At 61.5% G+C, this 25853-nt stretch carries 20 protein-coding genes and 1 pseudogene; 2 read left to right on the top strand and 19 right to left on the bottom strand.

Annotation, left to right across the window (positions count from 1 at the left end; translation table 11 throughout):
- Positions 1-85: 85 nt before the first annotated feature.
- The 11 genes from AC1RME_RS16940 to arcD (AC1RME_RS16890) all read right to left on the bottom strand — a co-directional run bounded on the left by AC1RME_RS16940 (position 86) and on the right by arcD (AC1RME_RS16890) (position 13879).
- Positions 86-298, bottom strand: coding sequence for a cold-shock protein (locus AC1RME_RS16940; RefSeq protein WP_007934683.1), 213 nt, complete (start codon positions 296-298; stop codon positions 86-88).
- A 404-nt stretch (positions 299-702) separates the two neighbouring features.
- Positions 703-1827, bottom strand: coding sequence for a glycine cleavage system aminomethyltransferase GcvT (gene gcvT, locus AC1RME_RS16935; protein ID WP_096818282.1), 1125 nt, complete (start codon positions 1825-1827; stop codon positions 703-705).
- A gap of 51 nt (positions 1828-1878) precedes the next feature.
- Positions 1879-3255: an L-serine ammonia-lyase gene (locus AC1RME_RS16930; RefSeq protein WP_085730271.1), complete on the bottom strand. Its 1377-nt coding sequence runs from the start codon at positions 3253-3255 to the stop codon at positions 1879-1881.
- A gap of 75 nt (positions 3256-3330) precedes the next feature.
- Complete coding sequence (gene gcvP, locus AC1RME_RS16925) at positions 3331-6183, bottom strand: aminomethyl-transferring glycine dehydrogenase (RefSeq protein ID WP_096818280.1); 2853 nt, start codon at positions 6181-6183, stop codon at positions 3331-3333.
- Between the two features lie 10 nt (positions 6184-6193).
- On the bottom strand, positions 6194-6577 hold the full coding sequence (gcvH, locus tag AC1RME_RS16920) for a glycine cleavage system protein GcvH (protein WP_074688335.1): 384 nt from the start codon (positions 6575-6577) through the stop codon (positions 6194-6196).
- A 305-nt stretch (positions 6578-6882) separates the two neighbouring features.
- The gene (gcsR, locus tag AC1RME_RS16915) at positions 6883-8391 is read right to left on the bottom strand and encodes a transcriptional regulator GcsR (protein WP_085730273.1); all 1509 of its coding nucleotides are present in this window, start codon (positions 8389-8391) and stop codon (positions 6883-6885) included.
- A 152-nt stretch (positions 8392-8543) separates the two neighbouring features.
- The gene (locus AC1RME_RS16910; RefSeq protein ID WP_096818279.1) at positions 8544-8906 is read right to left on the bottom strand and encodes a DUF5064 family protein; all 363 of its coding nucleotides are present in this window, start codon (positions 8904-8906) and stop codon (positions 8544-8546) included.
- Positions 8907-8970: 64 nt separating this feature from the next.
- Positions 8971-9900 (bottom strand): carbamate kinase, encoded by a 930-nt coding sequence (gene arcC, locus AC1RME_RS16905; RefSeq protein ID WP_096818277.1) that lies wholly within the window; start codon positions 9898-9900, stop codon positions 8971-8973.
- A 74-nt stretch (positions 9901-9974) separates the two neighbouring features.
- Positions 9975-10985 (bottom strand): ornithine carbamoyltransferase, encoded by a 1011-nt coding sequence (locus AC1RME_RS16900; protein WP_096818276.1) that lies wholly within the window; start codon positions 10983-10985, stop codon positions 9975-9977.
- A gap of 174 nt (positions 10986-11159) precedes the next feature.
- Positions 11160-12416, bottom strand: coding sequence for an arginine deiminase (gene arcA, locus AC1RME_RS16895; protein ID WP_096818274.1), 1257 nt, complete (start codon positions 12414-12416; stop codon positions 11160-11162).
- A 35-nt stretch (positions 12417-12451) separates the two neighbouring features.
- Entirely contained in the window at positions 12452-13879 is a 1428-nt protein-coding gene (gene arcD, locus AC1RME_RS16890; protein ID WP_096818272.1) for an arginine-ornithine antiporter, read from the bottom strand.
- Between the two features lie 437 nt (positions 13880-14316).
- Here arcD (AC1RME_RS16890) and arcD (AC1RME_RS16885) point away from each other — a divergent pair, with 437 nt between their 5' ends.
- Together arcD (AC1RME_RS16885) and AC1RME_RS16880 are read left to right on the top strand one after the other, a co-directional pair.
- Positions 14317-15744 (top strand): arginine-ornithine antiporter, encoded by a 1428-nt coding sequence (gene arcD / locus AC1RME_RS16885; RefSeq protein ID WP_096818270.1) that lies wholly within the window; start codon positions 14317-14319, stop codon positions 15742-15744.
- Positions 15741-16592, top strand: a complete 852-nt coding sequence (locus tag AC1RME_RS16880; protein WP_096818268.1) for a DNA-3-methyladenine glycosylase family protein — start codon at positions 15741-15743, stop codon at positions 16590-16592. Before arcD (AC1RME_RS16885) ends, AC1RME_RS16880 begins: the two co-directional genes overlap by 4 nt.
- Positions 16593-16605: 13 nt before the next feature.
- Here AC1RME_RS16880 and AC1RME_RS16875 read toward each other — a convergent pair whose 3' ends face one another.
- The 8 genes and pseudogenes from AC1RME_RS16875 to AC1RME_RS16840 all read right to left on the bottom strand — a co-directional run bounded on the left by AC1RME_RS16875 (position 16606) and on the right by AC1RME_RS16840 (position 25850).
- Positions 16606-17955: a CoA transferase gene (locus AC1RME_RS16875; RefSeq protein ID WP_096818267.1), complete on the bottom strand. Its 1350-nt coding sequence runs from the start codon at positions 17953-17955 to the stop codon at positions 16606-16608.
- 55 nt (positions 17956-18010) lie between these two features.
- Positions 18011-18766 (bottom strand): methyl-accepting chemotaxis protein, encoded by a 756-nt coding sequence (locus AC1RME_RS16870; RefSeq protein ID WP_371320921.1) that lies wholly within the window; start codon positions 18764-18766, stop codon positions 18011-18013.
- Between the two features lie 102 nt (positions 18767-18868).
- A pseudogene (locus AC1RME_RS16865) lies at positions 18869-19876 on the bottom strand (methyl-accepting chemotaxis protein); the annotation flags it as partial.
- 453 nt (positions 19877-20329) lie between these two features.
- Entirely contained in the window at positions 20330-20725 is a 396-nt protein-coding gene (locus AC1RME_RS16860) for a YbaN family protein (protein WP_096818265.1), read from the bottom strand.
- A gap of 104 nt (positions 20726-20829) precedes the next feature.
- The gene (locus AC1RME_RS16855; RefSeq protein ID WP_096818263.1) at positions 20830-21426 is read right to left on the bottom strand and encodes a biliverdin-producing heme oxygenase; all 597 of its coding nucleotides are present in this window, start codon (positions 21424-21426) and stop codon (positions 20830-20832) included.
- A gap of 111 nt (positions 21427-21537) precedes the next feature.
- Positions 21538-24123 (bottom strand): TonB-dependent receptor, encoded by a 2586-nt coding sequence (locus AC1RME_RS16850; RefSeq protein ID WP_096818261.1) that lies wholly within the window; start codon positions 24121-24123, stop codon positions 21538-21540.
- A gap of 122 nt (positions 24124-24245) precedes the next feature.
- Positions 24246-25211 (bottom strand): FecR family protein, encoded by a 966-nt coding sequence (locus AC1RME_RS16845; RefSeq protein ID WP_493091562.1) that lies wholly within the window; start codon positions 25209-25211, stop codon positions 24246-24248.
- 120 nt (positions 25212-25331) lie between these two features.
- Positions 25332-25850: an RNA polymerase sigma factor gene (locus AC1RME_RS16840; protein ID WP_085709647.1), complete on the bottom strand. Its 519-nt coding sequence runs from the start codon at positions 25848-25850 to the stop codon at positions 25332-25334.
- Between the last annotated feature and the right edge of the window lie 3 nt (positions 25851-25853).

Here is a 25853-nt window from a genome sequence, read left to right as displayed (position 1 = left end):
ACGGAAAGTGAAGCGCCATTTTACGGATTCGCGCGCACAAAAAAGCCCCTGATATCAATATCAGGGGCTTTTTCGTAACAGAAGATCAGCCTTCGGCTTGTACTTCGTCAGCCTGCATGCCTTTCTGGCCCTGCACAGCCACGAAAGTCACTTTCTGGCCTTCTTTCAGGCTCTTGAAGCCGTTGCCCTGAATAGCGCGGAAATGCACGAACAGATCCGGACCGCTTTCTGGAGTGATAAAACCAAAACCTTTCTCGTCGTTAAACCACTTGACGGTACCGCTCTGACGTTGGGACATTTCTTATTTCCTTTGACGCAAAAATTGATGACAGTCTCTTCCTCATGAAAGAGTACTGGGGCTGGTTGCAGGAGAGTAAGAAGACGTCGAACGGGATGTAGCTAACTTGTAGGCTACTGCCCAGGTCACGATTCCAAGCTGACCCATGCAAACACAGTGGACAAACTCTACGCCAACTACAGGAGGAAAAACAAGCCCCGTGAGGGCCCCGGTTTTCCTGTGCTTGCTGGCAGTTAGTCAGTCCATTAGTCGGGCTTATACGATTAGCTTGTTCAATTGTTTTCGAACGTTATAAGCCAAGTTCATATTCGAATCGAATGTAAAGAAAGTGCACTGTTTTATGGCGATTGCGTTACACATTAGTGCACGCATAACGCAATCGCGTTACTTATAGAAACAGTCAATCAACCACGATAGTAGCGTTGTGGAACGAATGGCATTTTGCTTACAAGCATTTGCACCTTTTTCCCACGAACGATGGCCCAGACTGGCGTGTCGAGTGCGACATAGGCGCTGTCGAGGTAACCCATCGCCAATGGCCCACCCAGGGTCGGACCGAAACCGCCGCTGCACACGCTGCCGATGATCTCGCCGGCTTCGTTGACGATTTCTGCCCCTTCACGGACCGGCGTGCGCTCCTGCGGCAACAGGCCGACGCGTTTGCGCGCGACACCGTTCTGTTGCTGGCTGAAAACCTGTTCTGCACCCGGGAAACCACCTACACGTGCGCCATCAGCGCGGCGTGGCTTGGAGATGGCCCACAGCAGGCTCGCTTCGATCGGCGTGGTGTCGGTGTTCATGTCGTGGCCGTACAGGCACAGGCCGGCTTCCAGACGCAGCGAGTCACGGGCACCGAGGCCGATGGCGGCCACTTCCGGTTCGGCGAGCAGGGTGCGGGCGAGTTTTTCCGCATCGGCTGCCGGTACGGAGATTTCGAAACCGTCTTCACCGGTGTAGCCCGAACGGCTGACGAAGCAATCGACGCCCAGCAGTTTCACGCGGGCGAACTGCATGAAGGTCATCTTCGCCACTTCCGGCGCCAGGCGCGCCAGCACGGTCACGGCGGCCGGGCCTTGCAGGGCGAGCAGGGCGCGTTCTTCGAACAATGGCTCGATCTTGCATTGATCGCCGATGTGCTTCTGCAGATGAGCCAGGTCCTGGTCCTTGCACGCGGCGTTGACCACCAGGAACAGTTCGTCGTTGCCCAGATTGGCGACCATCAGGTCATCAAGGATGCCACCGGTTTCGTTGGTGAACATCGCATAGCGCTGCATGCCCACCGGCAGGTCGATGATGTCCACCGGCACCAGGGTTTCCAGGGCTTTGGCGGCATTGGCGCCGGTCAGGCGGATCTGACCCATGTGCGAGACATCGAACAGCCCGGCCTGCTCACGGGTGTGCTGGTGTTCTTTCATCACGCCCAGCGGGTATTGCACCGGCATGTCGTAGCCGGCGAACGGCACCATGCGGGCGCCGAGTTCGATGTGCAGAGCGTGCAGCGGGGTTTTCGACAGTTGTTCGGTGGACATGCGGGACTCCTTGATTCACACCAACCCTCTCCCGGAGGGAGAGGGGGCTAATTAACACTCGATAATGTTGACCGCCAGACCGCCGCGGGCGGTCTCCTTGTATTTGCTTTTCATGTCGGCGCCGGTCTGGCGCATGGTGCGGATGACCTTGTCGAGGGAGACGAAGTGCTGCCCGTCTCCGCGCATGGCCATGCGCACGGCGTTGATCGCCTTGACCGAGCCCATGGCGTTGCGCTCGATGCACGGCACCTGCACCAGCCCGCCAATCGGATCGCAGGTCAGGCCGAGGTTGTGTTCCATGCCGATTTCAGCGGCGTTTTCCACTTGCTGCACGCTGCCGCCGAGCACTTCGCACAACGCGCCGGCCGCCATCGAGCAGGCCACGCCGACCTCGCCCTGACAGCCGACTTCGGCGCCGGAAATCGAGGCGTTTTCCTTGTACAGAATGCCGATGGCCGCCGCGGTCAGCAGGAAACGCACCACGCCGTCATCGTTGGCGCCGGGAATGAAGCGCATGTAGTAATGCAATACGGCGGGAATAATCCCCGCCGCGCCGTTGGTCGGCGCTGTAACCACGCGCCCGCCATTGGCGTTTTCTTCGTTGACGGCGAGGGCGTAGAGGTTGACCCAGTCCAGCACCGACAACGGATCGCGCAGCGATGATTCCGGGTTCTTGCACAGTTGCCGGTGCAACGCCGCTGCCCGCCGCTTGACCTTCAGGCCACCCGGCAGAATGCCTTCGTTGCGACAGCCGGCGGCCACGCAGTCCTGCATCACTTGCCAGATTTTCAGCAGGCCGGCGCGGGTTTCCGCTTCCGGGCGCCAGGCGCTTTCGTTGGTCAGCATCACCTGACTGATCGACAGACCGTAGGTGGCGCAGTGACCGAGCAAGTCCTTGGCACTTTTGAACGGGAAGGTCAGCGGTGTGGCGTCTTCTACGATACGGTCGGCTCCGGCCGCATCTTCGTCGACCACAAAACCACCGCCGACCGAGTAGTACTCGCGGCTGCGGATCTGCAATCCCGCTGCATCGAAGGCACGGAAGATCATGCCGTTGGGGTGATAGGCCAACGGCTTGCGGATCATTGCCAGGTGTTCTTTCTCGTTGAACGCGATGCTGTGTTCACCGAGCAGGTTCAAACGCCCGCTGCCGCGAATTTGTGTGAGACGTGCAGCGACGGTTTCGGTATCCACGGTATCCGGGTGTTCACCTTCCAGGCCCAGCAACACAGCCTTGTCGCTGCCGTGACCCTTGCCGGTGGCGCCGAGGGATCCGTACAACTCGACCCTGACGCTGGTGGTGGCCGACAACAGGTTTTCCCGGCGCAGGCCTTCGACGAAGCGCGCGGCTGCGCGCATCGGGCCGACGGTGTGGGAGCTGGAGGGGCCGATGCCAATCTTGAACAGGTCGAACACGCTTAACGACATGGTTGTTCTCCGGTTTCTTGTTATAGGCACATCAGGCACGCATGAAAGGGGCGGGCGAACCCGCCCCCTCACAGGTCAAGCGTAGCTTTCGATCGACGGGCAGGCGCAGACCAGGTTGCGGTCGCCGAACACGTTGTCGACGCGACCGACCGGCGGCCAGTACTTGCCTTCGATCAACGACGCCACCGGGTACACCGCTTGTTCGCGGCTGTACGGGTGAGTCCACTCGCCAACCAGCTCTGCAGCGGTGTGCGGTGCGTTCTTCAGCGGGTTGTCGTCCTTGTCCAGCGTGCCGTTTTCCACTGCGCGGATTTCTTCGCGGATGCGGATCATGGCGTCGCAGAAGCGGTCCAGCTCTTCCTTGGATTCACTTTCGGTCGGCTCGATCATCAGCGTGCCGGCCACCGGGAACGACATGGTCGGGGCGTGGAAGCCGAAGTCGATCAGACGCTTGGCCACGTCATCGACGCTGATGCCGCTGCTGTCTTTCAGCGGACGCAGGTCGAGGATGCACTCGTGCGCCACCAGACCGTTGCTGCCGGTGTACAGCACTGGATAGTGCTCTTCCAGGCGACGGGAAATGTAGTTGGCATTGAGGATCGCCAGTTGCGAAGCGCGCTTCAGACCTGCGCCACCCATCATACGAATGTACATCCAGGTGATCGGCAGAATGCTCGCGCTGCCGAACGGTGCTGCGCAGACCGCGCCTTCCTTGCGTTCCATGTGGCCATGGCCCGGCAGGAACGGGGTCAGGTGCGATTTCACGCCGATCGGGCCGACGCCCGGGCCGCCACCGCCGTGGGGGATGCAGAAGGTCTTGTGCAGGTTCAGGTGCGAGACGTCGCCGCCGAATTTGCCCGGTGCGCAGAGGCCGACCATCGCGTTCATGTTGGCGCCGTCGATGTACACCTGGCCGCCGTTGTCATGAATGATGCCGCAGATTTCGCGGATGCCTTCTTCGAACACGCCGTGGGTCGACGGGTAGGTGATCATCAGCGCGGCGAGGTGTTCGCGGTGCTCGATGGCCTTGGCGCGCAGGTCTTCGATGTCCACGTTGCCACGGGCGTCGCAGGCGGTCACGACCACGCGCATGCCGGCCATGTTGGCGGTCGCCGGGTTGGTGCCGTGGGCGGACGACGGGATCAGGCAGATGTCGCGACGGTCTTCGCCACGGCTCTGGTGATAGGCGCGAATCGCCAGCAGACCTGCGTATTCACCCTGGGAACCGGCGTTCGGTTGCAGCGAGATCGCGTCGTAACCGGTGGCGGCGCAGAGCATCGCTTCCAGTTCGTCAGTCAGTTGTTGGTAACCGGCGCTTTGCTCGGCCGGGGCGAACGGGTGCAGGGCGCCGAATTCGGCCCAGGTCACCGGGATCATTTCGCTGGCAGCGTTGAGCTTCATGGTGCACGAGCCCAACGGGATCATGGTGCGATCCAGTGCCAGGTCCTTGTCCGCCAGTTTGCGCAGGTAGCGCATCAGCTCGGTTTCCGAGTGATAACGGTTGAACACCGGGTGGCTGAGGATCGGCGACTGACGTACCAGCGCGGCTGGAATGGTGCTTTGCGCGGCAGCGGCGAGGGTGGCGAAATCAGGCAAAGCCTTGCCGTCGGCGAACAGGCTCCACAGGGTTTCGATGTCGGCCTGGGTGGTGGTTTCGTCGACCGACAGGCCCAGACGCTGGGCGTCGATCACCCGCAGGTTGATCTGTTGGGCGCGAGCCTTGTCGTGCAGCGCGGCAGTTTGCGTGCCGGTGGCCAGGGTCAGGGTGTCGAAGAAGCTGCTTTGCTCGACGGTCACGCCCAGTGCGCTCAGGCCCTTGGCCAGAATCGCGGTCAGGTGATGCACGCGGTTGGCAATCTGGGTCAGGCCTTTCGGGCCGTGGTACACGGCGTACATGCTGGCGATGTTGGCCAGCAGCACTTGCGCGGTGCAGATGTTCGACGTGGCCTTCTCGCGGCGGATGTGTTGCTCGCGGGTCTGCATCGCCAGACGCAGGGCCGGCTTGCCGAAGCGGTCAACCGAGACACCGACCAGACGGCCCGGCATGTCGCGCTTGAACGCATCTTTAGTCGAGAAGTAAGCCGCGTGCGGGCCACCGAAGCCCAGCGGTACGCCGAAACGTTGGGCGCTGCCGATGGCCACGTCGGCGCCGAACTCGCCCGGCGGGGTCAGCAGGGTCAGGGCCAGCAGGTCAGCGGCCACGGCGACCAGTGCGTTGGCGGCGTGGAAGCGTTCGGTCAGTTCGCGGTAGTCGAACACATCACCGTTGCTCGCCGGGTATTGCAGCAATGCGCCGAAGAACGGCGTCACGTCCGTCAGTTCACGCTCGTCGCCGACCACCACTTCAATGCCCAGAGGCTCGGCACGGGTGCGCAGTACGTCGAGGGTTTGCGGGTGGCTGTGGATCGAGGCGAAGAACTGGTGGCTGCCCTTGTTCTTGCTCAGGCGTTTGCAGAAGGTCATGGCTTCGGCAGCGGCGGTGGCTTCGTCGAGCAGGGAAGCGTTGGCGATCGGCAGGCCGGTGAGGTCGCTGATCAGGGTCTGGAAGTTCAGCAGCGCTTCGAGACGGCCCTGGGAAATTTCTGGCTGGTACGGGGTGTAAGCGGTGTACCAGGCCGGGTTTTCCAGCAGGTTGCGCAGGATCGGCGACGGTGTGTGGCAGTTGTAGTAGCCCTGGCCGATGTAGGTCTTGAACAGTTGGTTCTTGCCGGCGATGCCTTTGATCATCGCCAGGGCATCGGCTTCGCTCAGGCCGTCATCGAGGCCGAGCACGCTGGTGCCCTTGATGCTTTCCGGGATGACGCTGGCGCTCAGGGCTTCCAGCGAGTCGAAGCCGAGGCTGTTGAGCATGGCCTGCTCGTCACCGGCGCGCGGGCCGATGTGACGGGCGATGAATTCATTGGCGGTGCCGAGATTTACTTGGGTCATGTCAGGTTCCTCAGGCTTCGGCTTGGGCTTTGATCAGACGGTCGTAGGCGTCCTGATCCAGCAACTTGGCGACGGCCGAAGCGTCGGCTGGCTTGAAGCGGAAGAACCAGCCTTCGCCCAGCGGATCTTCGTTGACCAGTTCAGGGCTGTCTTCCAGGGCCGGGTTGGTGGCCAGGACTTCACCGTCCAGCGGCATGTAAACGCCGCTCGCGGCTTTTACCGATTCCACGGTGGCGGCTTCGGCGCCTTTGTCGTAAGCCTGCAGTTCAGGCAGTTGCACGAACACCACGTCGCCCAAAGCGTTCTGCGCGAAAGCGGTGATGCCAACGGTGACAGAGCCATCGGCTTCGGCGCGCAGCCATTCGTGATCTTCAGTAAAACGCAACTCGCTCATGGAATCTCCTAGGGGCCAGACTCGTCTGGTGGACGCGGTGGAATACTCGGGCGGCAATGCCCTGATTTTATGAGCGGTTACTTAGCAAGAACGCGGCCAACGTAAAAATATCGTTATAAATCAATTAGTTGATCGATTTGTTGGCGGTCGTGATCGAGCACTCTGTAGCGAAATCGCTACAGCTTGGAGCGAAGAAAAAAGCTGAAGCGGATCAAAGCCTTGCACGGCGGTGGTCGAAGGAGGGTGTAGCGATATCGTTCCGCTGTAGCGCTTTCAGTACAGATGGAGGTCGCTTTTGGCGGGATTCAGGCTTTTCCCGGAATCCCGTACTTGCGCAGCCGATGGGCAATCGCGGTGTGCGAGGTCTGCAGGCGACTGGCCAGTTGGCGGGTCGAGGGGTAGCTGACGTAGAGTTTTTCCAGCAGCGATTTTTCGAACGCCTCCACGGCTTCTTCCAGGCTGTCGACATCGGTGTCGGTCTGGCGCGCCACCGAGGTGCCGGCGATGTCGAGGTCGCCGATGTCCACCAGACTGCTTTCGCAGATGGCGGCGGCGCGGAAGATCACGTTCTGCAATTGCCGCACGTTGCCCGGCCAGCGGTTGCCGAGCAGTGCCGGGTAAGTGCCCGGGGCGAGTCGGCAGACCGGGCGCTGGATCTGCGCGCAGGCCTGCTGCATGAAGTAACGCGCCAACAACAGAATGTCCTGGCCACGTTCGCGCAACGGCGGCACTTCGACGTTGAGCACGTTGAGGCGGTAGAACAGGTCTTCGCGGAACAGGCCTTCACTGACCATTTTTTCCAGGTCGCGGTGGGTCGCGCTGAGGATGCGCACGTTGACCTTCACTTCGCGATCACCGCCCACCCGACGGAAGCTGCCATCGTTGAGAAAGCGCAGCAGCTTGGCCTGCAAGTACGGTGACATTTCGCCGATCTCGTCGAGAAACACCGTGCCCTGGTTGGCCAGTTCCATCAGCCCCGGTTTGCCGCCCCGTTGTGCGCCGGTGAAGGCGCCGGGGGCGTAGCCGAACAGTTCGCTCTCGGCGAGGTTCTCCGGCAGGGCCGCGCAGTTCAGCGCCAGAAATGGCGCGCTGTGGCGGGTGCTGATGGCGTGGCAGGCGCGGGCCACCAATTCCTTGCCGGTGCCGGTTTCGCCCTGAATCAGCAGCGGTGCATCGAGGGCTGCCACCCGCTGTGCGCGGGCCTTGAGCGTGCGGATCGCCGGGGACTCGCCGAGCAGGGCATCGAAACCTTCGGCATGGTCGTGGTGCAGCGCCGAGAGTTGTTCGCCGATGCGGTTCGGTTGATACAGGGTCAGCAGGGCGCCGGCGTCGGTGATCGGCGTGGCGTCCAGCAACAGGGTCTGGCCGTTGACGGTGATTTCCCGCAGCGGCAGGCGGAAGCCTTGTTCCAGCAAGGTTTCGAGCAGGCCGGGATCGTTGAACAGTTCCGAGACGCTTTCACCGGCCGGCTCGCGACCGTACAAGGCGATCAGCGCCGGGTTGGCCAGCAGCACTTTGCCGGCGCTGTCCAGCGCCAGCACCGGGTCGGTCATTGCTGCGAGCAACGCGTCGAGCTGCAAGTGCCGGCGCTGACCGGGCAGGATGTCGACCACCACCACGGCCTCGACGCCGCGCACTCGAAACAGCGCATCTTTCAGTTCTTCGAGTACTTGCGGGCTGAGGGTCGGGGCGTCGATGTAGACGTTCGGCGGGACCATTTCCACCGCATCCAGATTGAGGTTGCGCCCACCGAGTATCGCCAGGACTTCCTGGGTGATGCCGACGCGGTCGATGAAGCTGACGTGGATACGCATGGGGTGGTTCTGGGTTCTGGGTTCTGGAGTGCGGAGGGGGGCAAGTATGCCTTGGGGCGGGGCTTCAGGTGAAATCCGACGTGAACTTGCGGCGGGTATGCACCTCCTGTGGGAGCGAGTTCGCTCCCACAATGGATCTGTGGTGTGCGGGGTTACTCAAAATGCTCGGGATTGACCGGATCCCCGGATTTCATATTCAACTGCACACGGATGTCTTCAAACATCAAATCGTAATGCTTGTGGACCGAGCCGATCTGGCTGTGGCTCTTGGGGATGCCGTATTTTTCGGCAATCTGCGTCACGTTGCGGGCGAAGTTGTAGGCCTCTTCCTTGGGCAGGAAGAACGGTTCGTTGACCTCTTTGCCCTGGATGGTTCCAACCAGCCGGAACTGTATCCCTTTGCCTTTTTGCGGATCCTGCGACACCTCGTATTCGAGGCGGATGTTGTAGTTGACGTCATCCTGGGTCAACGCGTGCCGTTCGATGTGCAAGTGACCGGGTTCGAACTGGGCCATGGTGTTCTCTCCTTTCAAGGCATGGGAGAAGGGCAGACCCTGGGTCTGCCCCCGGTATTTCTGGTTATCGGTAGGTGATGCCCGGCGCGGCGGTGCTGACCCGCGTACCGGCGGTGCCCTGGACGATGGCTTCGATGTCCGCGAGCGAACCGATCACCGCAACCTTGCCAGTATGGCGCGCAAATTCGCAAGCTGCCTGCACCTTCGGCCCCATGGAGCCGGCGGCGAAGCCCAGACGTTCGAGTTCGTCCGGGTGGGCCTGGGCGATGGCTTTCTCGGTTGGTTTTTTGAAGTCGATGTACGCCGCGTTGACGTCGGTGGCGATTACCAGCAAGTCCGCTTCCAGTTGTTCGGCGAGCAGCGACGAGCACAGGTCCTTGTCGATCACCGCCTCAATGCCTTTGAGGTTGCGCTTCTCGTCATACATGGTCGGGATGCCGCCACCGCCGGCGCAGATCACGATGCTGCCCTTGTCCAGCAGCCACTTGATCGGGCGGATTTCGAAAATGCGTTTCGGCCGTGGGCTGGCCACCACGCGGCGGAACTTGTCGCCGTCCGGGGCAATCGCCCAGCCTTTTTCGGCGGCGAGTTTTTCCGCTTCGGCTTTCTCGTAGACCGGGCCGATCGGTTTGGTCGGGTTCTTGAAGGCCGGGTCGTTGGCGTCGACTTCGACCTGGGTGAGCAGGGTGGCGAACGGGACTTCGAAGTCCAGCAGGTTGCCCAGTTCCTGTTCGATGATGTAGCCGATCATGCCTTCGGTTTCAGCACCGAGCACGTCCAGCGGGTAAGGAGTGACGGAGGTGTAGGCGGCTGCCTGCAACGACAGCAGACCGACTTGCGGGCCATTGCCGTGGGCGATGACCAGTTGGTTGCCGGGATGGATCTTGGCGATTTGCTCGGTGGCGATGCGGATGTTGGCGCGCTGGTTGTCAGCGGTCATCGGCTCACCACGACGGAGCAGGGCGTTACCGCCCAGAGCTACGACGATACGCATAATGCAGTCCTTTCAGAATTCGGTGAGCCTGCGGGTGCAGCCTTCGGCGGCGCCCGCAGGTCAAAGGTCAACGCTTACAGATCAGCCAGGGTCGACACCAGAATCGCCTTGATGGTGTGCATGCGGTTTTCCGCTTGCTCGAAGGCGATGCAGGCAGGCGACTCGAACACGTCGTCGGTCACTTCGATGCCGTTGGCCAGGTGCGGATACTGCTCGGCGATCTGTTTGCCGACCTTGGTATCGCTGTTGTGGAACGCCGGCAGGCAATGCATGAACTTGGTGCGTGGGTTGCCGGTGGCTTTCATCAGCTCTTTGTTGACCTGATATGGCAGCAGTTGCTGGATACGCTCGGCCCAGGCTTCAACCGGTTCGCCCATCGATACCCAGACGTCGGTGTGGATGAAGTCCACGCCTTTGACAGCGGCTTTCGGGTCGTCAGTCAGGGTGATGCGGGCACCGCTTTCCTCTGCGTATTTCTTGCAGCGATCGACCAGATCGTCGTGGGGCCACAGGGCTTTCGGCGCGCAGATGCGCACGTCCATGCCCAGTTTGGCGCCGACCAGCAGCAGCGAGTTGCCCATGTTGTTGCGGGCGTCGCCCAGGTAGGCGTAGCTGATTTCATGGATCGGCTTGTCGGCGTGCTCACGCATGGTCAGCACGTCGGCGATCATTTGCGTTGGGTGATATTCATCGGTCAGGCCGTTGAACACCGGTACGCCGGCGAACTTGGCCAGCTCTTCGACGATTTCCTGCTTGAAGCCACGGTACTCGATGGCGTCGTACATGCGACCCAGCACGCGGGCTGTGTCCTTCATGCTTTCCTTGTGGCCGATCTGCGAGGAATTCGGGTCGATGTAGGTGACGTTGGCGCCCTGGTCATACGCGGCGACTTCGAACGCGCAACGGGTGCGGGTCGAGGTTTTTTCGAAGATCAGGGCGATGTTGTTGCCCTTGAGGTGTTGTTGCTCGGTGCCGGTGTACTTGGCGCGCTTGAGGTCGCGGGACAGGTCGAGCAGGTAACGCAGCTCACGTGGGGTGTGGTGTTCCAGGCTGAGCAGGTTACGGTTGTGGATATTGAAAGCCATGATGGATCTCCTTGCCCGACACTGTGAAAGCTACTGCGCTCGGAAATACTGCGTTAAAAACAGGCTCGGAATGCTCATTTACAGCCAGTAAACTCCGCTTCCTCGCCTGTTTTTGCCTTGTCTTTCCTTCGCTCGCTACGCTTTCACAGCGCCGGGTCGTTTTAAGTCAAAAAGTTAGTAGTCGATTGGGTCGCGGACGATCGGGCAAGTCATGCAGTGGCCGCCGCCACGGCCACGGCCCAGTTCGCCGGCACTGATAGTGATGACCTCGACCCCGGCCTTGCGCAGCAGGGTGTTGGTGTAGGTGTTGCGGTCGTAGCCGATGACCACGCCCGGTTCCACGGCCACCACGTTGTTGCCGTCATCCCATTGCTCGCGTTCGGCGGCGAAGCTGTTGCCGCCGGTTTCCACGACGCGCAGTTCCTTGAGGCCCAATACGTCGGCCACCACCTGGATGAACGACTTGTTCTCCCGGCGCACGTCCAGCCCGTAAGGCTTGCTGCTGTCGGGGCGGATGATGAACGGCACGATTTCCTTGACCACTTCAGGGAAGACCGTGACCAGGTCGCGGTCGCAGAAGCTGAACACGGTGTCCAGGTGCATCGCCGCGCGGGATTTCGGCAGGCCGGCGACCACGACTTTTTCCACGGCGCCTTTGGCGAACAGCGATTGCGCCAGTTGGCCGATGGCCTGACGCGAAGTGCGCTCGCCCATGCCGATCAATACCACGCCATTGCCGATCGGCATGACGTCACCGCCCTCGAGGGTGGCCTGGCCGTGATCCTTGTCCGGGTCGCCGTACCAGACTTCGAAGTCGGCGTTGGTGAACTCGGGGTGGAATTTGTAGATGGCGGTGGTCAGCAGGGTTTCCTGACGACGGGCCGGCCAGTACATCGGGTTGAGCGTCACACCGCCGTAGATCCAGCAAGTGGTGTCGCGGGTGAACTGGGTGTTGGGCAGCGGTGGCAGCAGGAAGCTGGAGTGGCCCAGGTAATCGCGGTACATCTTGATTACGCTGGAGCCTTCGCTTTCCGGCAGGTCTTCACCGGCCACGCCGCCGATCAGGAACTCGGCGAGCTTGCGTGGCTCCAGGCCTTCGAGCCAGCTGCGCACTTCGTTGGTCAGGCCGACGCCGACGGTGTCGGGGGTGATCTTGCGGTCCAGAATCCATTTCAGCGCTTCGGGGTTGGAAACGATGTCGGTCAGCAGGTTGTGCATTTCCAGCACTTCGATCCCGCGTTCGCGCATCTTGGTCACGAAGTCGAAGTGGTCGCGCTTGGCCTGGTTGACCCAGATGACGTCGTCGAACAGCAGTTCATCGCAGTTGTTCGGGGTCAGCCGCTGATGGGCCAGACCTGGGGAGCAAACCATGACTTTGCGCAGTTTGCCGGCTTCGGAATGGACGCCGTACTTAACTTTTTCCGTGGTCATTTCAGTGATCCTCCAGATAACAAATCAGTCAGGGGTTACAGAGTCAGGAAGCCGTCGTAGAGACCGTAGGCTGCCACCAGGGCACCCACGACCACCGCGGCGAAAATCAGCTTCTCGACGTTGGTGAAAACCGGTTGTTTGAGTTCCAGCTTGGCCTTGGCGAACAGGATCGCGCCGGGCGCATAGAGCAGGGCTGACAGCAGCAGGTACTTCACGCCACCGGCGTAGAGCAGCCAGACCGCATAGATCAGGGCGATGCCGCCGATGATCAGGTCCTTGCGGCGTTCGGCCGCGAAGCCTTCGTAGCTTTCACCGCGCACCGCCAGCAGCAGGGCGTAGGCCGCCGACCACAGGTACGGCACCAGAATCATCGAAGTGGCGAGGTAGATCAGCGACAGGTAAGTGCTGGCCGAGAACAGGGTGATGATCAGGAACAACTGGACCATCGCGTTGGTCAGCCACAGGGCGTTGACCGGCACGTGATTGGCGTTCTCCTTGCGCAGGAACTCCGGCATGGTGTGGTCTTTGGCAGCGGCGAACATGATCTCCGCACACAGCAGCACCCACGACAGCAGCGCGCCCAACAGCGAGATGATCAGGCCGACGCTGATCAGCACCGCACCCCAGTGACCCACCACGTGCTCCAGCACGGCAGCCATCGACGGGTTTTGCAGTTTGGCCAGTTCCGGCTGGGTCATGATGCCCAGCGACAGCACGTTCACCAGCACCAGGAACAGCAGCACGGTGATGAAACCGATCACGGTAGCCTTGCCGACGTCCGAACGTTTTTCCGCCCGGGCCGAGAAGATGCTCGCGCCCTCGATGCCGATGAACACCCACACGGTGACCAGCATCATGTTGCGCACCTGGTTCATCACGCTGCCCAGATCCGGGTTTTTCACGCCCCAGATGTCGGCGGTGAAGATGTCCAGTTTGAAGGCGAAGATCGCGATCAGGACGAACAGCAGCAACGGCACGACCTTGGCGACGGTGGTCACCAGGTTGATGAACGCCGCTTCCTTGATCCCGCGCAGCACCAGGAAGTGCACCGCCCACAGCAAAACCGACGCACCGATCACCGCAGCAACGGTGTTGCCTTCACCGAAAATCGGAAAGAAGTAACCGAGGGTGCTGAACAGCAGAACGAAGTAACCGACGTTGCCCAGCCAGGCACTGATCCAGTAACCCCAGGCGGACGAGAAACCCATGTAGTCGCCGAAACCGGCCTTGGCGTAGGCGTAGACGCCGCCGTCCAGGTCAGGTTTGCGATTGGCGAGGGTCTGGAAGACAAAAGCGAGGGTGAGCATGCCGACAGCGGTGATGGCCCAACCGATCAGCACGGCACCGACGTCGGCGCTGGCTGCCATGTTTTGTGGCAAAGAGAATATCCCGCCACCGATCATTGATCCGACTACCAGGGCAACCAGTGCACCTAGCCGTAGTTTTCCGGGAGCTTCAGACATTGCATGACTCCATTGCAGGAGAGAAGAGTTCACAGCGTAGTTCTGTTGGCTTTTCAAACAGCTGACTTAGATCAGTGCATGCTCACATTCCATTGTTAATGAATGACTTATGAAATCACTGCAGGCATAAAGCTATTGTCTGGAAGGCCCGTCCCAGAGGCCTTAGGTCGATGTGGTTGGGAATGGATCCTATTACTTTCGAGTTATCACGCTAGTTGCTTTTCCACTTTTGGCAAATTTTTCACATCTGTTTTCAGTACAGAATTGATTTATTAGGATCAGCGCACAAAACTGTCTTAACGTGCTAGGCGTTAGCGTCATCGGCTATATATAACCGGACGTTTATCGGCATTACCTGATAAACGTCAGTCAGTTTTATCCGTTTAGTTAATAGTTGTTACAAATAAAAACCTCACCCATCTTTCAAGGAGATTTGAATGTCGCAACCGACGCAAAAGCTGCGCCTTGGCGCGCTGATCGCCCTGGTGGTGGGGTCGATGATTGGCGGGGGGATTTTCTCTTTGCCGCAGAACATGGCGGCTCGCGCCGACGCCGGGGCAATCCTGATCGGCTGGGGGATCACGGCCATCGGCATGCTCACCCTGGCCTTCGTGTTCCAGACCCTGGCCAACCGCAAACCGGAACTGGACTCCGGTGTCTACGCCTACGCCAAGGCCGGGTTTGGCGACTACATGGGGTTCTCGTCGGCGTGGGGCTACTGGATCAGCGCCTGGCTGGGTAACGTCGGGTATTTCGTGTTGCTGTTCAGCACCCTCGGCTACTTCTTTCCGGTGTTCGGTCAGGGCAACACGCCGATCGCAATTGGTTGCGCTTCGGTGTTGCTGTGGGCCGTGCATTTTCTGGTGATGCGCGGGATCAAGGAGGCGGCGTTTATCAACCAGCTGACGACCGTGGCCAAGATCGTGCCGTTGATCATGTTCATCGTCATCGCTGCCGTGGCGTTCAAGGCCGATATCTTTACCCGTGACATCTGGGGCCACGGCAACCCGAACTTCGGCGGGGTGATGGATCAGGTGCGCAACATGATGCTGGTGACGGTGTTCGTGTTCATCGGCATCGAAGGCGCCAGCGTGTATTCGGCGCGGGCCGAGAAACGGGCGGACGTCGGTCGGGCCACGGTGATCGGTTTCATTGGCGTGCTGGCGCTGCTGGTGCTGGTCAACGTGCTGTCGCTGGGGATCATGAGCCAGCCGGAACTGGCGACCCTGCAGAACCCTTCGCTGGCGGCGGTGCTGGAACACATCGTCGGGCCGTGGGGCGCGCTGGCGATCAGCATCGGCCTGGCGATTTCGTTGCTCGGTGCGTTGTTGTCCTGGGCGCTGTTGTGCGCCGAAATCCTCTTCGCTACCGCCAAGGACAAGACCATGCCGGCGTTCCTGAAAAAGGAAAACGCCAACCATGTGCCGGTCAACGCACTGTGGCTGACCAACGTGATGATCCAGATTTTCCTGCTGATCACGCTGTTTTCCGCCGGCACCTACACCAGTCTGATCTACCTCGCATCGTCGATGATTCTGGTGCCGTACCTGTGGTCGGCGGCCTATGCGGTGCTGTTGAGCGGGCGGGGAGAAACCTATGAACATGCCTCGGCCGAACGCACCAAGGACCTGCTGATCGGCGGCATCGCCCTGTGCTACGCGGTGTGGTTGCTGTACGCCGGCGGGGTGAAATATTTACTGCTGTCAGCGCTGTTGTATGCGCCGGGGGTGATTCTGTTCGCCAAGGCCAAGCATGAGCAGGGCGAGCCGCTGTTCACCACGATCGAGAAGGGGATTTTCACCTGTGTCATCGCCGGTGCCGGGCTTGCGGCCTACGGGTTGTACAGCGGTGTACTGTCGTTGTGAGGCTGCGGCTCGAATACCAGGCGCCCTACGACTGGCCGGCGATGCTCGAGTTTCTCGCGGCGCGGGCGGTGGTCGGGATGGAGACCGTGGTCGATGGCGTGTATTCGCGCAGCATCGGTTTGAACGGTGTGCATGGCACGGTTTCGGTCTGGCCCGGTGATGGCGATGCACTGGAGGTCGAGCTGGATTTTCCGGATGCGACGGCGGTGCCCGAGATCATCACGCGCTTGCGTCGGCTATTCGATCTGGACGCGGATCTGCCGACGATGCAGCGCCATCTGGCGGCGGATCCGCTGCTGGCGCCATTGATTGCCGAACGCCTGGGGTTGCGGGTGCCGGGCGCGTGGGATGGTTTGGAGCTGGCGTTTCGGGCAGTGCTGGGGCAGCAGATTACGGTGGTCGGGGCGATCCGGCTGGCGGGGAAAATGGTGGCGCAGTATGGCGAGCCGTTGCGTTCAGCGGTGCCGGGGCTGACCCATGTGTTTCCCGACGCAGCGGTCTTGGCGAACGCGGATCTGGCGACGCTGGGCATGCCGAAAAGTCGCGGACGCACTTTGTCCGGGGTCGCTCAGGCGTTGCTGGATGATCCGTTGCTGTTTGCCTCCGGGACCGCGCGGTTGCTGGCGCTGCACGGGATTGGCGACTGGACGGCGCAGTACATTGCCCTGCGACAGTTGCGGGACATGGACGGGTTTCCGACCGGCGATGTGGGGTTGCTGCGGGCGCTGGAGGTGCTGGAGGGGGCGCGGATGACGGCGCGGGAATTGACTGCCCGCGCCGAGGCCTGGCGACCGTTTCGGGGGTATGCGGCGCAGGTGTTGTGGACATCGTCGAGTCGTGCGGATTGATACCCGCACACATTCAAAACCATCGCGGTTGATGTGAACCCAACTCGGTGGCCGGCAATGCCCAGTGCAACGGCGTCCCGCTGATCTTCAGCGGGGCTTCAAGCCGATGTGCGGGGCCCCACGGCGTCTGTTCCACCCGCAAGCTCTGATCCTGCTCATCTTCCGGACGCAGCGCTTCGTCCGTCCCCGGCCCATGTTCAATCAACAACTTCGCCGTCCGCGCCAGCGACAATCGCGCCGATCCACCTCGACCACTGCGCAGCCTTTCAGCCAGTAACCGGATCGCACTCGCCGCCATCAGATACCCCGTCGCATGATCCAGTGCCTGCACCGGCAGCGGGGTCGGTTTGTCAGCCTGCTTCCAGCGCTGTCCGGCCTCGGCAATCCCGCTGCTCATCTGCACCAGACTGTCGAAGCCCCGGCGGTTCTGCCACGGACCGCTCCAGCCGTAGGCATTGAGGCAGACGTCGATCAGCCCCGGCGCCAGTTGTCGGCGACGTTCGGCGCCAAAACCGAGATGCTCAAGCGCATCGGCGCGATAGCCGTGCAGCAGAATGTCAGCATCCTTGAGCAGACTTTCAAACACCGCGCGATCTGCCGGCTCATGCAGATCCAGCCGCGCACAGCGTTTGCCGAGGGTCACTTCCGGCACTACGCCGGGCTCGTTCCAGGTCGGCGGGTCGATGCGCAGGACATTGGCGCCGAGCCCCGCGAGAGAGCGGCTGGCCGTCGGGCCGGCGAGGACGCGAGTCAGATCGAGCACCTTGAACCCGGCCAATGGCTGCGCCACCGAGCCTTGCCAGGGGTGATGACTTTCGTCTTTCCCATCACTGAAATGCACCAAGGGTTCGGCATTCACCGCCAGCCCTTGCGGATGCTTCTGCCACTGCGCCCAACTGCGCATTTCGGCGGCGCAGCCCTTGGCATCGACCACCGCTTGCTCCAGATCGGCACTGGCCCATTGCGCGACTTTCGCCGCCATCGCCGTGCGGTCGGCGCAGGCACCCAGCACGCTTTCGGCGGCGGCGCGGTGATGCGGGGCGTTGGTGTGCAGGCGGATCCAGCCGTCCTTCGTTGCGTAGTCGCCGGCGACCGGATCCCACAGCGGCGGCACTTCCCAGCCGATCGGCCGTAGCGAAGTGGCAAACCAGAACGAGGCGAGGCGTCGATCGACTTCAATACCGGGTAAGTCGCCGGTTTGCTGCTGGAGCAGTTCGGCGACTGCCTGCCCGGCAGCGGCAATGCTCGCGCAGGCAAGGTCAGTGACGGCAAACGCGGAGGGCAGGGCGCCCTCGGCGGTGAACGGAATCGGCGTGCGGGTCAAGCCAAGCGCGGCTTGAATGGACGTGAGCAGATCAGTCATCGAAGGCCCTCCGGGAGAGGGCCTGATCATAGAACAGATGACGATCGGTGGGAGGTCAGACGCGGAACTGATCCATCAATTTCATCTGCTGACTGGCCAGGGCATTCAGCTGGCTGCTGATCGCCGCCGATTCGGTAGCCTGTTCGGTCAGGGTCTCGGTGACGGTGCGGATCGCCGAGACGTTGCGGTTGACCTCTTCGGCCACGGCGCTTTGCTGTTCGGCGGCGCTGGCGATTTGCAGGTTCATGTCGCTGATCACGGTCACCGCATCGCTGATCTTGCCGAGGGCGTCCACGGCCTGACGGATCTGCCCGGCATTGTTGTGGGCCTGGGTCTGGCTCGAATGCATGGTCGCGACCACGCCACGGGTGCCGGTCTGGATGCGTTCGATCACCACGCGGATTTCTTCCACCGAATCCTGAGTGCGCTTGGCCAGGTTGCGCACTTCGTCGGCAACCACCGCGAATCCACGGCCGCTTTCACCGGCACGGGCCGCTTCGATTGCGGCGTTCAGCGCCAGCAGGTTGGTCTGTTCGGCGATGCTGCGGATCACTTCCAGCACCGAACCGATCTGCTCGCTGTTGACCGCCAGTTCCTCGACTTCGGTCACCGCTTTGCTGACTTCATCGGCCAGTTGGTTGATGTCGCGGGTGCTGCGCTCGATGATCGACATCCCGTCCTTGGCCGACTGATCGGCGCCTTTCGCAGCGTTGGCAGCGTTCGAAGCACTGTTGGCCACGTCGTGGGCGGTGGCGCTCATTTCGTTGGAGGCGGTGGCCACCTGATCGATTTCGCGGAACTGCACCTGCATGCCTTCGCTGGTCTGGCGGGCGATTTCCGACGATTGATCGGCGGTGCCACGGGCTTCGGTGATGCTCTGTTTGATCTGGGCGATGGTCGGTTGCAGCTTGTCGAGGAAGCGGTTGAACCAGTTCACCAGTTCGCCCAGTTCATCTTTCTTGGTGTAGTTCAGACGCTGGGTCAGGTCGCCTTCGCCGCTGGCGATGTTCTTCAGCATTTCGGCGACGCTGTTGATCGGACGGGTCACACCGGAGGCGGTGAGCCAGATCAGCAGCAGGCCGATCAGACCTGCGATCACGGCCACCGACAGCGCGGTAATCATGCCGGTTTGCTGAGCGTCGTCGAGCACCGCTTGCAGCTTGACCGAGTCGGCCAGGAGCACTTGTTTCGGCAGGTCGATGACCACGCCCCAGGCCCGGGAATTGCCGATCGGATCGACCGGGTACACGGCGCGGATCAGGTCGCCCTGTTCGAGAATCTTCGGTGTGCCGACGCTCAGCAGTTGCAGGATGTCCTTGCCTTCGGCGCCAAGGGTTTCGGCGATGCCTTTGCCGACCTTGGTGGCGTCGGTGCTGTAGGCGCCGAGCACGCCGCTGCCGGAGACGATCAGCATGTGCCCGGCACCGTTGAACAGTTCGCGCTGGGAACCCACGGCCGCTGCTTGCAGGGCGTCGAGGGCGATGTCGATGCCGACCACGCCGATGGCCTTGCCGTCCACCAGCAACGGCACGGAAATGGTGGTCATGAGCATTTCCTTGCCGCCCACGGTGTCGGCATACGGGTCGAGCAGGCAGGTGCGCTTATTGTCGCGAGGGCAGGTGTACCAACTGTTGTAGGGCGTACCGCTGACGCTGAGGGTGGTCTTGGTCATGTCTTCTTCGACCATGATCGTGTTCAGCGCAGAACCGGCAGCGCGGCTCCAGTAGGTGGCGAAGCGCCCGGCTTCGTTGGACTGGCGCGCCGCGTCGTTGACGAACTCGCTGTCCTTGCCGTCCAGGCCGTTGGGTTCGAAGGCCAGCCAGATGCCGAGCACCTTGCTGTTGCGCTCGAACGCGGTTTTCAGGCTCAGGTTCAACTCTTCGCGCAACGCCCCGGCGTCCAGCGAACGCTTGGCAGCCATGACGCGCATGTCCTTGATCTGGTCGGCCAGTGCGGTGATCACCAGCAGGCTTTCGCCGAAGGTCTTCTGCACCTGTACCGCCTGTTCGGCAGCCTTGGCCTGCAACAGGTTCTGCACGCTGGCGGTGAGCATCTTGCTGCTCGACTCGCTGACCAGTTCGTCGTTCTGGTTGGTCTGGTAGAGGTTGATGCCGACGATCAGCGCAACCACGCCGAGCAGGCACAGGCCGGACAGCAGGACGATTTTCAGGCGAATGGACAGAGAGTCGAACATGGGATGTTCTCGCGAATGAATGAACGGTTGGCTACGGGGCACGGAGTTGCCCGGTTCGCCAAATCCATTCAGCGCCATTCAATGCTCATCGGCGCGGGGCGAGGGTGCATGAGGTGCAAGCCGACGAACGGTCACGGCTAAACGTTTGCGCGGGCAAATGCCCTGAAAAGAAGGGAAAAATCAGGAAATCTTCGGCAACGCTTCCGGTCGAGACCAGATCCACAGATTGCCCATGGTCATGCCGGCAATCGCCAGATACACCGGCCAGCCGTGATCGAGCATCACCAACATCAGGGTCGCGCACAACAGCATGCTGACGGTGGCGCTGACCTTGGCCTTGCGGGCGATGATCTTGCCGTTGCGCCAGTTGCTCAGGATCGGCCCGAACAGCCGATGGTTTTCCAGCCAGGCGCTCAGGCGCGGCGAACTGCGGGTAGCAGCCCAGGCGGCAAGCAGAATGAACTCGGTGGTCGGCAGGCCGGGCACGACGATGGCGATCAGGCCGATGCCGAGGCTGACATAGGCGAGCAGGCCGAACAGCAGGCGGGCGAGTCGGGAGGAGGCGGGTTGGGGCATGGGCTCGAGGTGTGTGAGGCGAAACGGGGATTCTACAGGCTGGTGCCATTCCCATGTGGAAGCTGGTTGGCCAGCTCCCCCAGGGTTTTGTGTCGGGCTTGGGATCAGGCCAGCTCGGCTTCTGTGGCGTAAGCCTGTTCCAGCAGCACGGTGAAGCGGTTGAACGCGTCGATCGCGCCTTGCTCGACTTCGGCTTCTTCTTCGGCACTGAACTGCAGCGAGTCGAGGGTGCGCACGAAGCTCTTCCAGCCTTCGGCGCGACCGCCTTCAGGCTCGCCCAGGTGACGGGCGCCGAAGGTTTCGCTCAGTTCCAGCGCAACGGCGCGTTTGATCAGGAACGCAGCGCCGAGCTTGGAACCTTCGGACACGAAGATCCAGCCCAGGGCGCGGGCCTTGCTCGGGTTCTTCACCGCGCCGGTGACCGGGGCAGGCACTTCGGTGTCGAGATCGGCGAGGTCGGCCTTGGCCGCTTCGGCGCGGCAGCGGGCCGGCAGGTCAGGGACGATGGCGGTCAGTTCGGCATCGTTGTACAGCGAGACCAGTTCCGACTGGAACAGGTACTGCGCAACCACGAAACGGGCGAAATTGGCACGGGTCTCGAACGGCGCGTGCGCCTTGACCAGCGCATCGAGCTTGCTGTGCGGTTCGTGGGTGATCTGGTTCAGGCGTTGCGAACGCAGGGCTTTTTCCGGGGTGCTCATGAGATGTCCTTGAAAAGAAGAGGCGCTTGATAACGAGACGTACGGGCAAGCGCCGGACAGTAAAAAAACCTCACGGCGCGGCAATGCACACGCGCCGTGAGATCGGCCGGATCAGATATCCCAGACCAGGTTGATCGCGAAGTTGCGACCCGGCTGGGTCAGGCGATCAAGGTTGGCCGGTTGTGTCACCGAAGCTTCGCCGACGCTGTCGTAACCGCGCACGTCATCCCACAACCAGTACTTCTTGTCGGTCAGGTTGTAGATGCCGCCGCTGACGGTGACGTCGTCGGTGACCTTGTAATAACCGGCCAGATCGAGAATGCCGAAGCCCGGCGACTTGAACTGGCTGCTGACACCGTCCGGCGACTTGAAGTTGCTGTCGTCGACGCGATCCTTTTTCTTCACCACGGTCCAGCTCAGCAGGCCGCCGTAGTTGTTCTGGTCATAACCCAGACCGAATACGCCGGTCAGCGGATTGACGCTGTTCAACGGCTCGCCGTTGTCGTTGTTGCGTCCGTAGGCGTAGGAGATCGAACCCTGGGTATACAGGCCTTGCGGCGCGCCGAAGGAATCCAGGTTCAGGCGACCTTTGACTTCGGCACCCTTGATGGTGGCGTGCTTGATGTTGCTGGACTGGAAGGTCAGCTCGCTGTAGCCCGGGGTGACGGCGTCTTCGTTGATGAAGTCGCGGTACTTGTTATAGAACACCGCCACGTCGAACGAGCCTTGCTCGAAGTTGCCGCGCAGACCGGTTTCATAGCTTTTGCTTTTTTCCGGTTCCAGGTTCGGGTTCGGTGCCACGTTGTAGCCGGTGGTGCTGTTCTCGAAGCGGCCGTACAGCGCTTTCGCGGTCGGGGTGCGGAAGCCTTCGGCGTACTGACCGTACCAGGTGTAGTTTTCGGTCAGGGCGTAGGTCAGGCCGAATTTTGGCGAGACTTTATGCCAAGTCTTGTTCTCGTCGCTGACCGTACCTTTACCGTCGGCAGCCACGGTGTTGAGGAATTCCTGGGTGATGTGCGGCTTGAGCTGGGTGTAGTCGTAGCGCAGGCCTGGCAGGAAGGTCCAGTTGTTCCAGCTGATCTGATCCTGGGCGAACAGGCTGTAGGTGTTGATGGTCGGGTCCGGGAAGTCGCTGGACTTTTTCAGCACGTCGGCCGTACTGGTGGCGCCGATGGCGGTGCAGCCGCGACCGACTGCCAGGCACTTGCCGTCGCCGCTGCGCGAACCGGTGACTTTCTGCTGTTTGATCGTGGTGCCGTAGGTCAGCACGTGATCGGTGTCACCGATGGCGAATGCCTTGTCCAGTTGCGCATCGAACACCCATTGTTTTTCCTCGTAGATCGTGTCGCGGGTACGCAGCACTTTACGGGTCATCGGGTAGTAGAACTCTTCGGTGCTCTGGTCGGTCTTGGCGACCTGGTGGTTGAGGCTCCACTTCACGTTATCGGCCAGCAGGCTGTCGAGGGCGAAGCTGTGCTCCAGGCCGAAACGCTCGCGGGTGACGGTGTCGTTGCCGGTACGCCACTGATACATGCCGCCGGGCAGCATGCTGTTGGGGATCGTCGGAGCACCATTGAAGAACGGGCCGCCGTAGGCACTTTTCTGATCGGTATCGCGATCGTCCTTGTACTTTTCATAAGTCAGGCCCAGGCGTGAACCTTCGTTGTAGTTCCAGCCGACCTTGGCCAGCACGTTGGTGGCTTTCACGTCCTCCGGGTTGGCGGCAGTGCGCTCAAGACCGGTGCCGTTGTTGCTGCCGTAGGAATCGGTTTCATGACCGTCGCGCTGGCTGTAGTGCAGCAAGCCGTCGAATTGGTCGGCGCGACCGGCGACGGTGGCGGATTTCAGCCAGCTGTCGTCGGCGGAGCTGTAGCCGGTTTTCAGGCGGGCGCCGACGTCTTTGCCGGGCTTGATGATGTCGTCCGGGTCGAGGGTGTAGTAGCTGACGGCGCCGCCGATGGCGTTGCTGCCGTAGAGCACCGAGGCCGGACCACGGAGGATTTCGACGCGTTTGACGATTTCCGGGTCGACGTAGTTGCGCTGGGTCTTGGCGTACGGGCCGTTGAAGAAACCGTCGGGTACTTCGACACCGTCGACCTGAGTCAGGATGCGGTCACCGTCGATGCCGCGAATGTTGTAGCCGCTGATCCCGCCGCGCTGGCCGGCGCCGCCGACGGAGACGCCCGGCTCGTAGCGCACCAGATCCTTGATGGTGTTGACGTTGTTGCGGTCCAGGTCCTGACGGGTCTGCACGGTGACGGTGGCTGGCACGCTGCTCACCGACTGTTCCTGACGGGTGGCGCTGATAGTCACCTGATCGAGGTTGAGTGCGCCGCTGTTGTTGCGCTTTTCCAGCACGACGTTGTTGTTGCTCAGTTTGCGGAAGCTCAGGTTGGTCCCCACCAACAGTCGCTCCAGGGCTTTTTCCGGTGGCAGCGAACCGCGCACGCCCGGCGACGACACGCCTTGACCCAGTTCCGCCGGCAAGCCGACCTGCCAGCCCGTGACGGCGGTGAAGGCATTGAGCGCCGACACCAGCGATTGCTGGCCGATGGCGAACGAGTAATCGCCCATGTTGCGTGCCGGTTGCTCGGTGGCAGCCATCAGCGGCGCGGTGCCGGCCATCAGGATGGCGGCGGTCAGCAGCGACAGCACGCGGGAAGGGGAAGAAGTCTGGCGGGTAAGGCGTGAGGACATCGATAGCGCTCCGTGTCGCACGAATCTTTATAGGTGCTGATTGGTATCGCGAGATGCGAATCAATTGCATTGGCTATAACGAGACGAACGAGCTTCAACTATCGAGTAAAAATAATTCTCATTTAGTTCAAAATCACCAGCGCCGGGAATTCCTGAAGCTTGGCCGAGGTGATGTGAGCGAGCGAACGAACTACGTCCAGCGGTTGGTCGAGACGGTAATTGCCGGTGACGGCGACGTCGGCCAACTGCTCGTTGGTGTTGATGATGAAGCCCGGGTAGTAGCGGCGCAGTTCGGCCAGCACCTGGTTCAGCGGGCAGTTCTCGAAGATCAGCCGACCCTGCACCCACGCCAGATCGGTGGCGGCATCGACCTTGGCCGGGCGGTCGAAACCATTCGGGCCGATGCGGATGCTTTCCCCGGCGGACAGCCGCACCCGGGCATCGTCACGGGTCGCGCGCAGATCGACATCGCCGCGCTGCACCCGAACCTGCGCCACACCGTCCAGGTAACGCACGGCGAACGCGGTGTCGCGCACGCTGGCCTTCACCGGCCCCGCGTCGATTTCCAGCGGCTGACCACGGTTGGCCGGGACCTCGAAAAACGCTTCGCCCTGATACAGGCGCGCCACCCGCTGCCGATCGTTGATCGTGCTGGAGAAGGCGGAATTGGTGTTGAGCAGGACTTTCGAACCGTCCTCAAGCTGCAGGCGTTGCCGCTCGCCGACCACGGTCAGGTGATCGGCCTGCAAACGCATCGGCAGGTTGCTGAAACTGAACAGACCGAGCACCAGCACGGCGGCGGTGGCCAGCGGTTTCCAGTGCGGACGCAGACGTGTGAGGACGGTGACTTTCTTCGGTTGGGCCGCGAGGTTCTGCGCGCACTGGGCGATCTGCGGGCCGTCCCAGATCGCCTGGGCCTTGGCGAACGCCTGGCCGTTCAACGGATCGGCCGCCAGCCAGGCATGAAACTGCCGGGTCTGCTCCTCGTCCGGACTGCCGAGCACGATGAGCCAGTCCAGAGCCTGGTCCATTGCGTTGGCGGCGTCCTGCGCCGTGTCGGGCGAAGGAGGGCGGTGGGTGTCCGTCACGGTGTTTCCTCGGCAGTGTCTGTGCACGGCTGTTTTTTTAGTGAAGCGTAAAAGTCGGGCAAGGGTAACAAAGCCCGATGATCAGTGCAGTCGATCCTGTCGAATACGGACAAGGCCTGGTCAGTCGCCGTTCAGGCGCTCGGCGACACCGATGCAAATGGTCATGATCAGTTTGAGTTCTTTCTGCACCGTGCTGAGGGACACGCTGAGTTCTTCGGCGATCTCCTGATAGCTGTGCCCGTGCAGGCGGCTGAGAATGAAGATTTGCTGCTGACGGGGGCTGAGTTCACCGAGGCTCACGTTCAGGCGCTCCAGCAATTGTTCGGCGTGGGCGGCGTCTTCGGCGCTGCTGGCGGGGGCGGCGACGCTGTGCACCACGTCCTGCGGTACGTCGTCGACCATGGTGCGTGAATGAATCTTACGCGCACGCAAATGGTCCAGCGCCAGGTTGCGCGCGGTCTGGAAGACAAAGGGTTCAAGGTGATCGATGGCCCGTTCGCTCAGCGCCCGGGTGACGCGCAGGTAGGTTTCCTGCAACAGGTCTTCGGCGGTGCTGTGGTTGTTGACCATTCGTTCCAGCGTTCGCAGCAGTGAAGTGCGCTGGGCGAGGAAAACGTGATTGAACTGCGACTGACTCACGGG

This window comes from Pseudomonas sp. GW822-FHT03F08, from assembly GCF_058801265.1.
The sequence above is the reverse complement of the archived record's forward strand: the minus strand, read 5'-3'. Positions and strand labels throughout refer to the sequence as shown.

Excerpts from the sequence above, each read along its gene's own strand:
- arcC (WP_096818277.1), bottom strand. The coding sequence starts at position 9,900 with ATGCGTATCGTCGTAGCTCTGGGCGGTAACGCCCTGCTCCGTCGTGGT.
- gcsR (WP_085730273.1), bottom strand. The coding sequence starts at position 8,391 with ATGCGTATCCACGTCAGCTTCATCGACCGCGTCGGCATCACCCAGGAA.
- gcvT (WP_096818282.1), bottom strand. The coding sequence starts at position 1,827 with ATGTCCACCGAACAACTGTCGAAAACCCCGCTGCACGCTCTGCACATC.
- arcD (WP_096818272.1), bottom strand. The coding sequence starts at position 13,879 with ATGTCTGAAGCTCCCGGAAAACTACGGCTAGGTGCACTGGTTGCCCTG.
- AC1RME_RS16870 (WP_371320921.1), bottom strand. The coding sequence starts at position 18,766 with ATGCAGGTGCAGTTCCGCGAAATCGATCAGGTGGCCACCGCCTCCAAC.
- AC1RME_RS16875 (WP_096818267.1), bottom strand. The coding sequence starts at position 17,955 with ATGACTGATCTGCTCACGTCCATTCAAGCCGCGCTTGGCTTGACCCGC.
- gcvP (WP_096818280.1), bottom strand. The coding sequence starts at position 6,183 with ATGACCCAAGTAAATCTCGGCACCGCCAATGAATTCATCGCCCGTCAC.
- AC1RME_RS16910 (WP_096818279.1), bottom strand. The coding sequence starts at position 8,906 with ATGGCCCAGTTCGAACCCGGTCACTTGCACATCGAACGGCACGCGTTG.
- arcA (WP_096818274.1), bottom strand. The coding sequence starts at position 12,416 with ATGACCACGGAAAAAGTTAAGTACGGCGTCCATTCCGAAGCCGGCAAA.
- gcvH (WP_074688335.1), bottom strand. The coding sequence starts at position 6,577 with ATGAGCGAGTTGCGTTTTACTGAAGATCACGAATGGCTGCGCGCCGAA.
- AC1RME_RS16930 (WP_085730271.1), bottom strand. The coding sequence starts at position 3,255 with ATGTCGTTAAGCGTGTTCGACCTGTTCAAGATTGGCATCGGCCCCTCC.
- AC1RME_RS16850 (WP_096818261.1), bottom strand. The coding sequence starts at position 24,123 with ATGTCCTCACGCCTTACCCGCCAGACTTCTTCCCCTTCCCGCGTGCTG.
- AC1RME_RS16855 (WP_096818263.1), bottom strand. The coding sequence starts at position 21,426 with ATGAGCACCCCGGAAAAAGCCCTGCGTTCGCAACGCCTGAACCAGATC.
- AC1RME_RS16900 (WP_096818276.1), bottom strand. The coding sequence starts at position 10,985 with ATGGCTTTCAATATCCACAACCGTAACCTGCTCAGCCTGGAACACCAC.
- AC1RME_RS16940 (WP_007934683.1), bottom strand. The coding sequence starts at position 298 with ATGTCCCAACGTCAGAGCGGTACCGTCAAGTGGTTTAACGACGAGAAA.
- arcD (WP_096818270.1), top strand. The coding sequence starts at position 14,317 with ATGTCGCAACCGACGCAAAAGCTGCGCCTTGGCGCGCTGATCGCCCTG.
- AC1RME_RS16860 (WP_096818265.1), bottom strand. The coding sequence starts at position 20,725 with ATGCCCCAACCCGCCTCCTCCCGACTCGCCCGCCTGCTGTTCGGCCTG.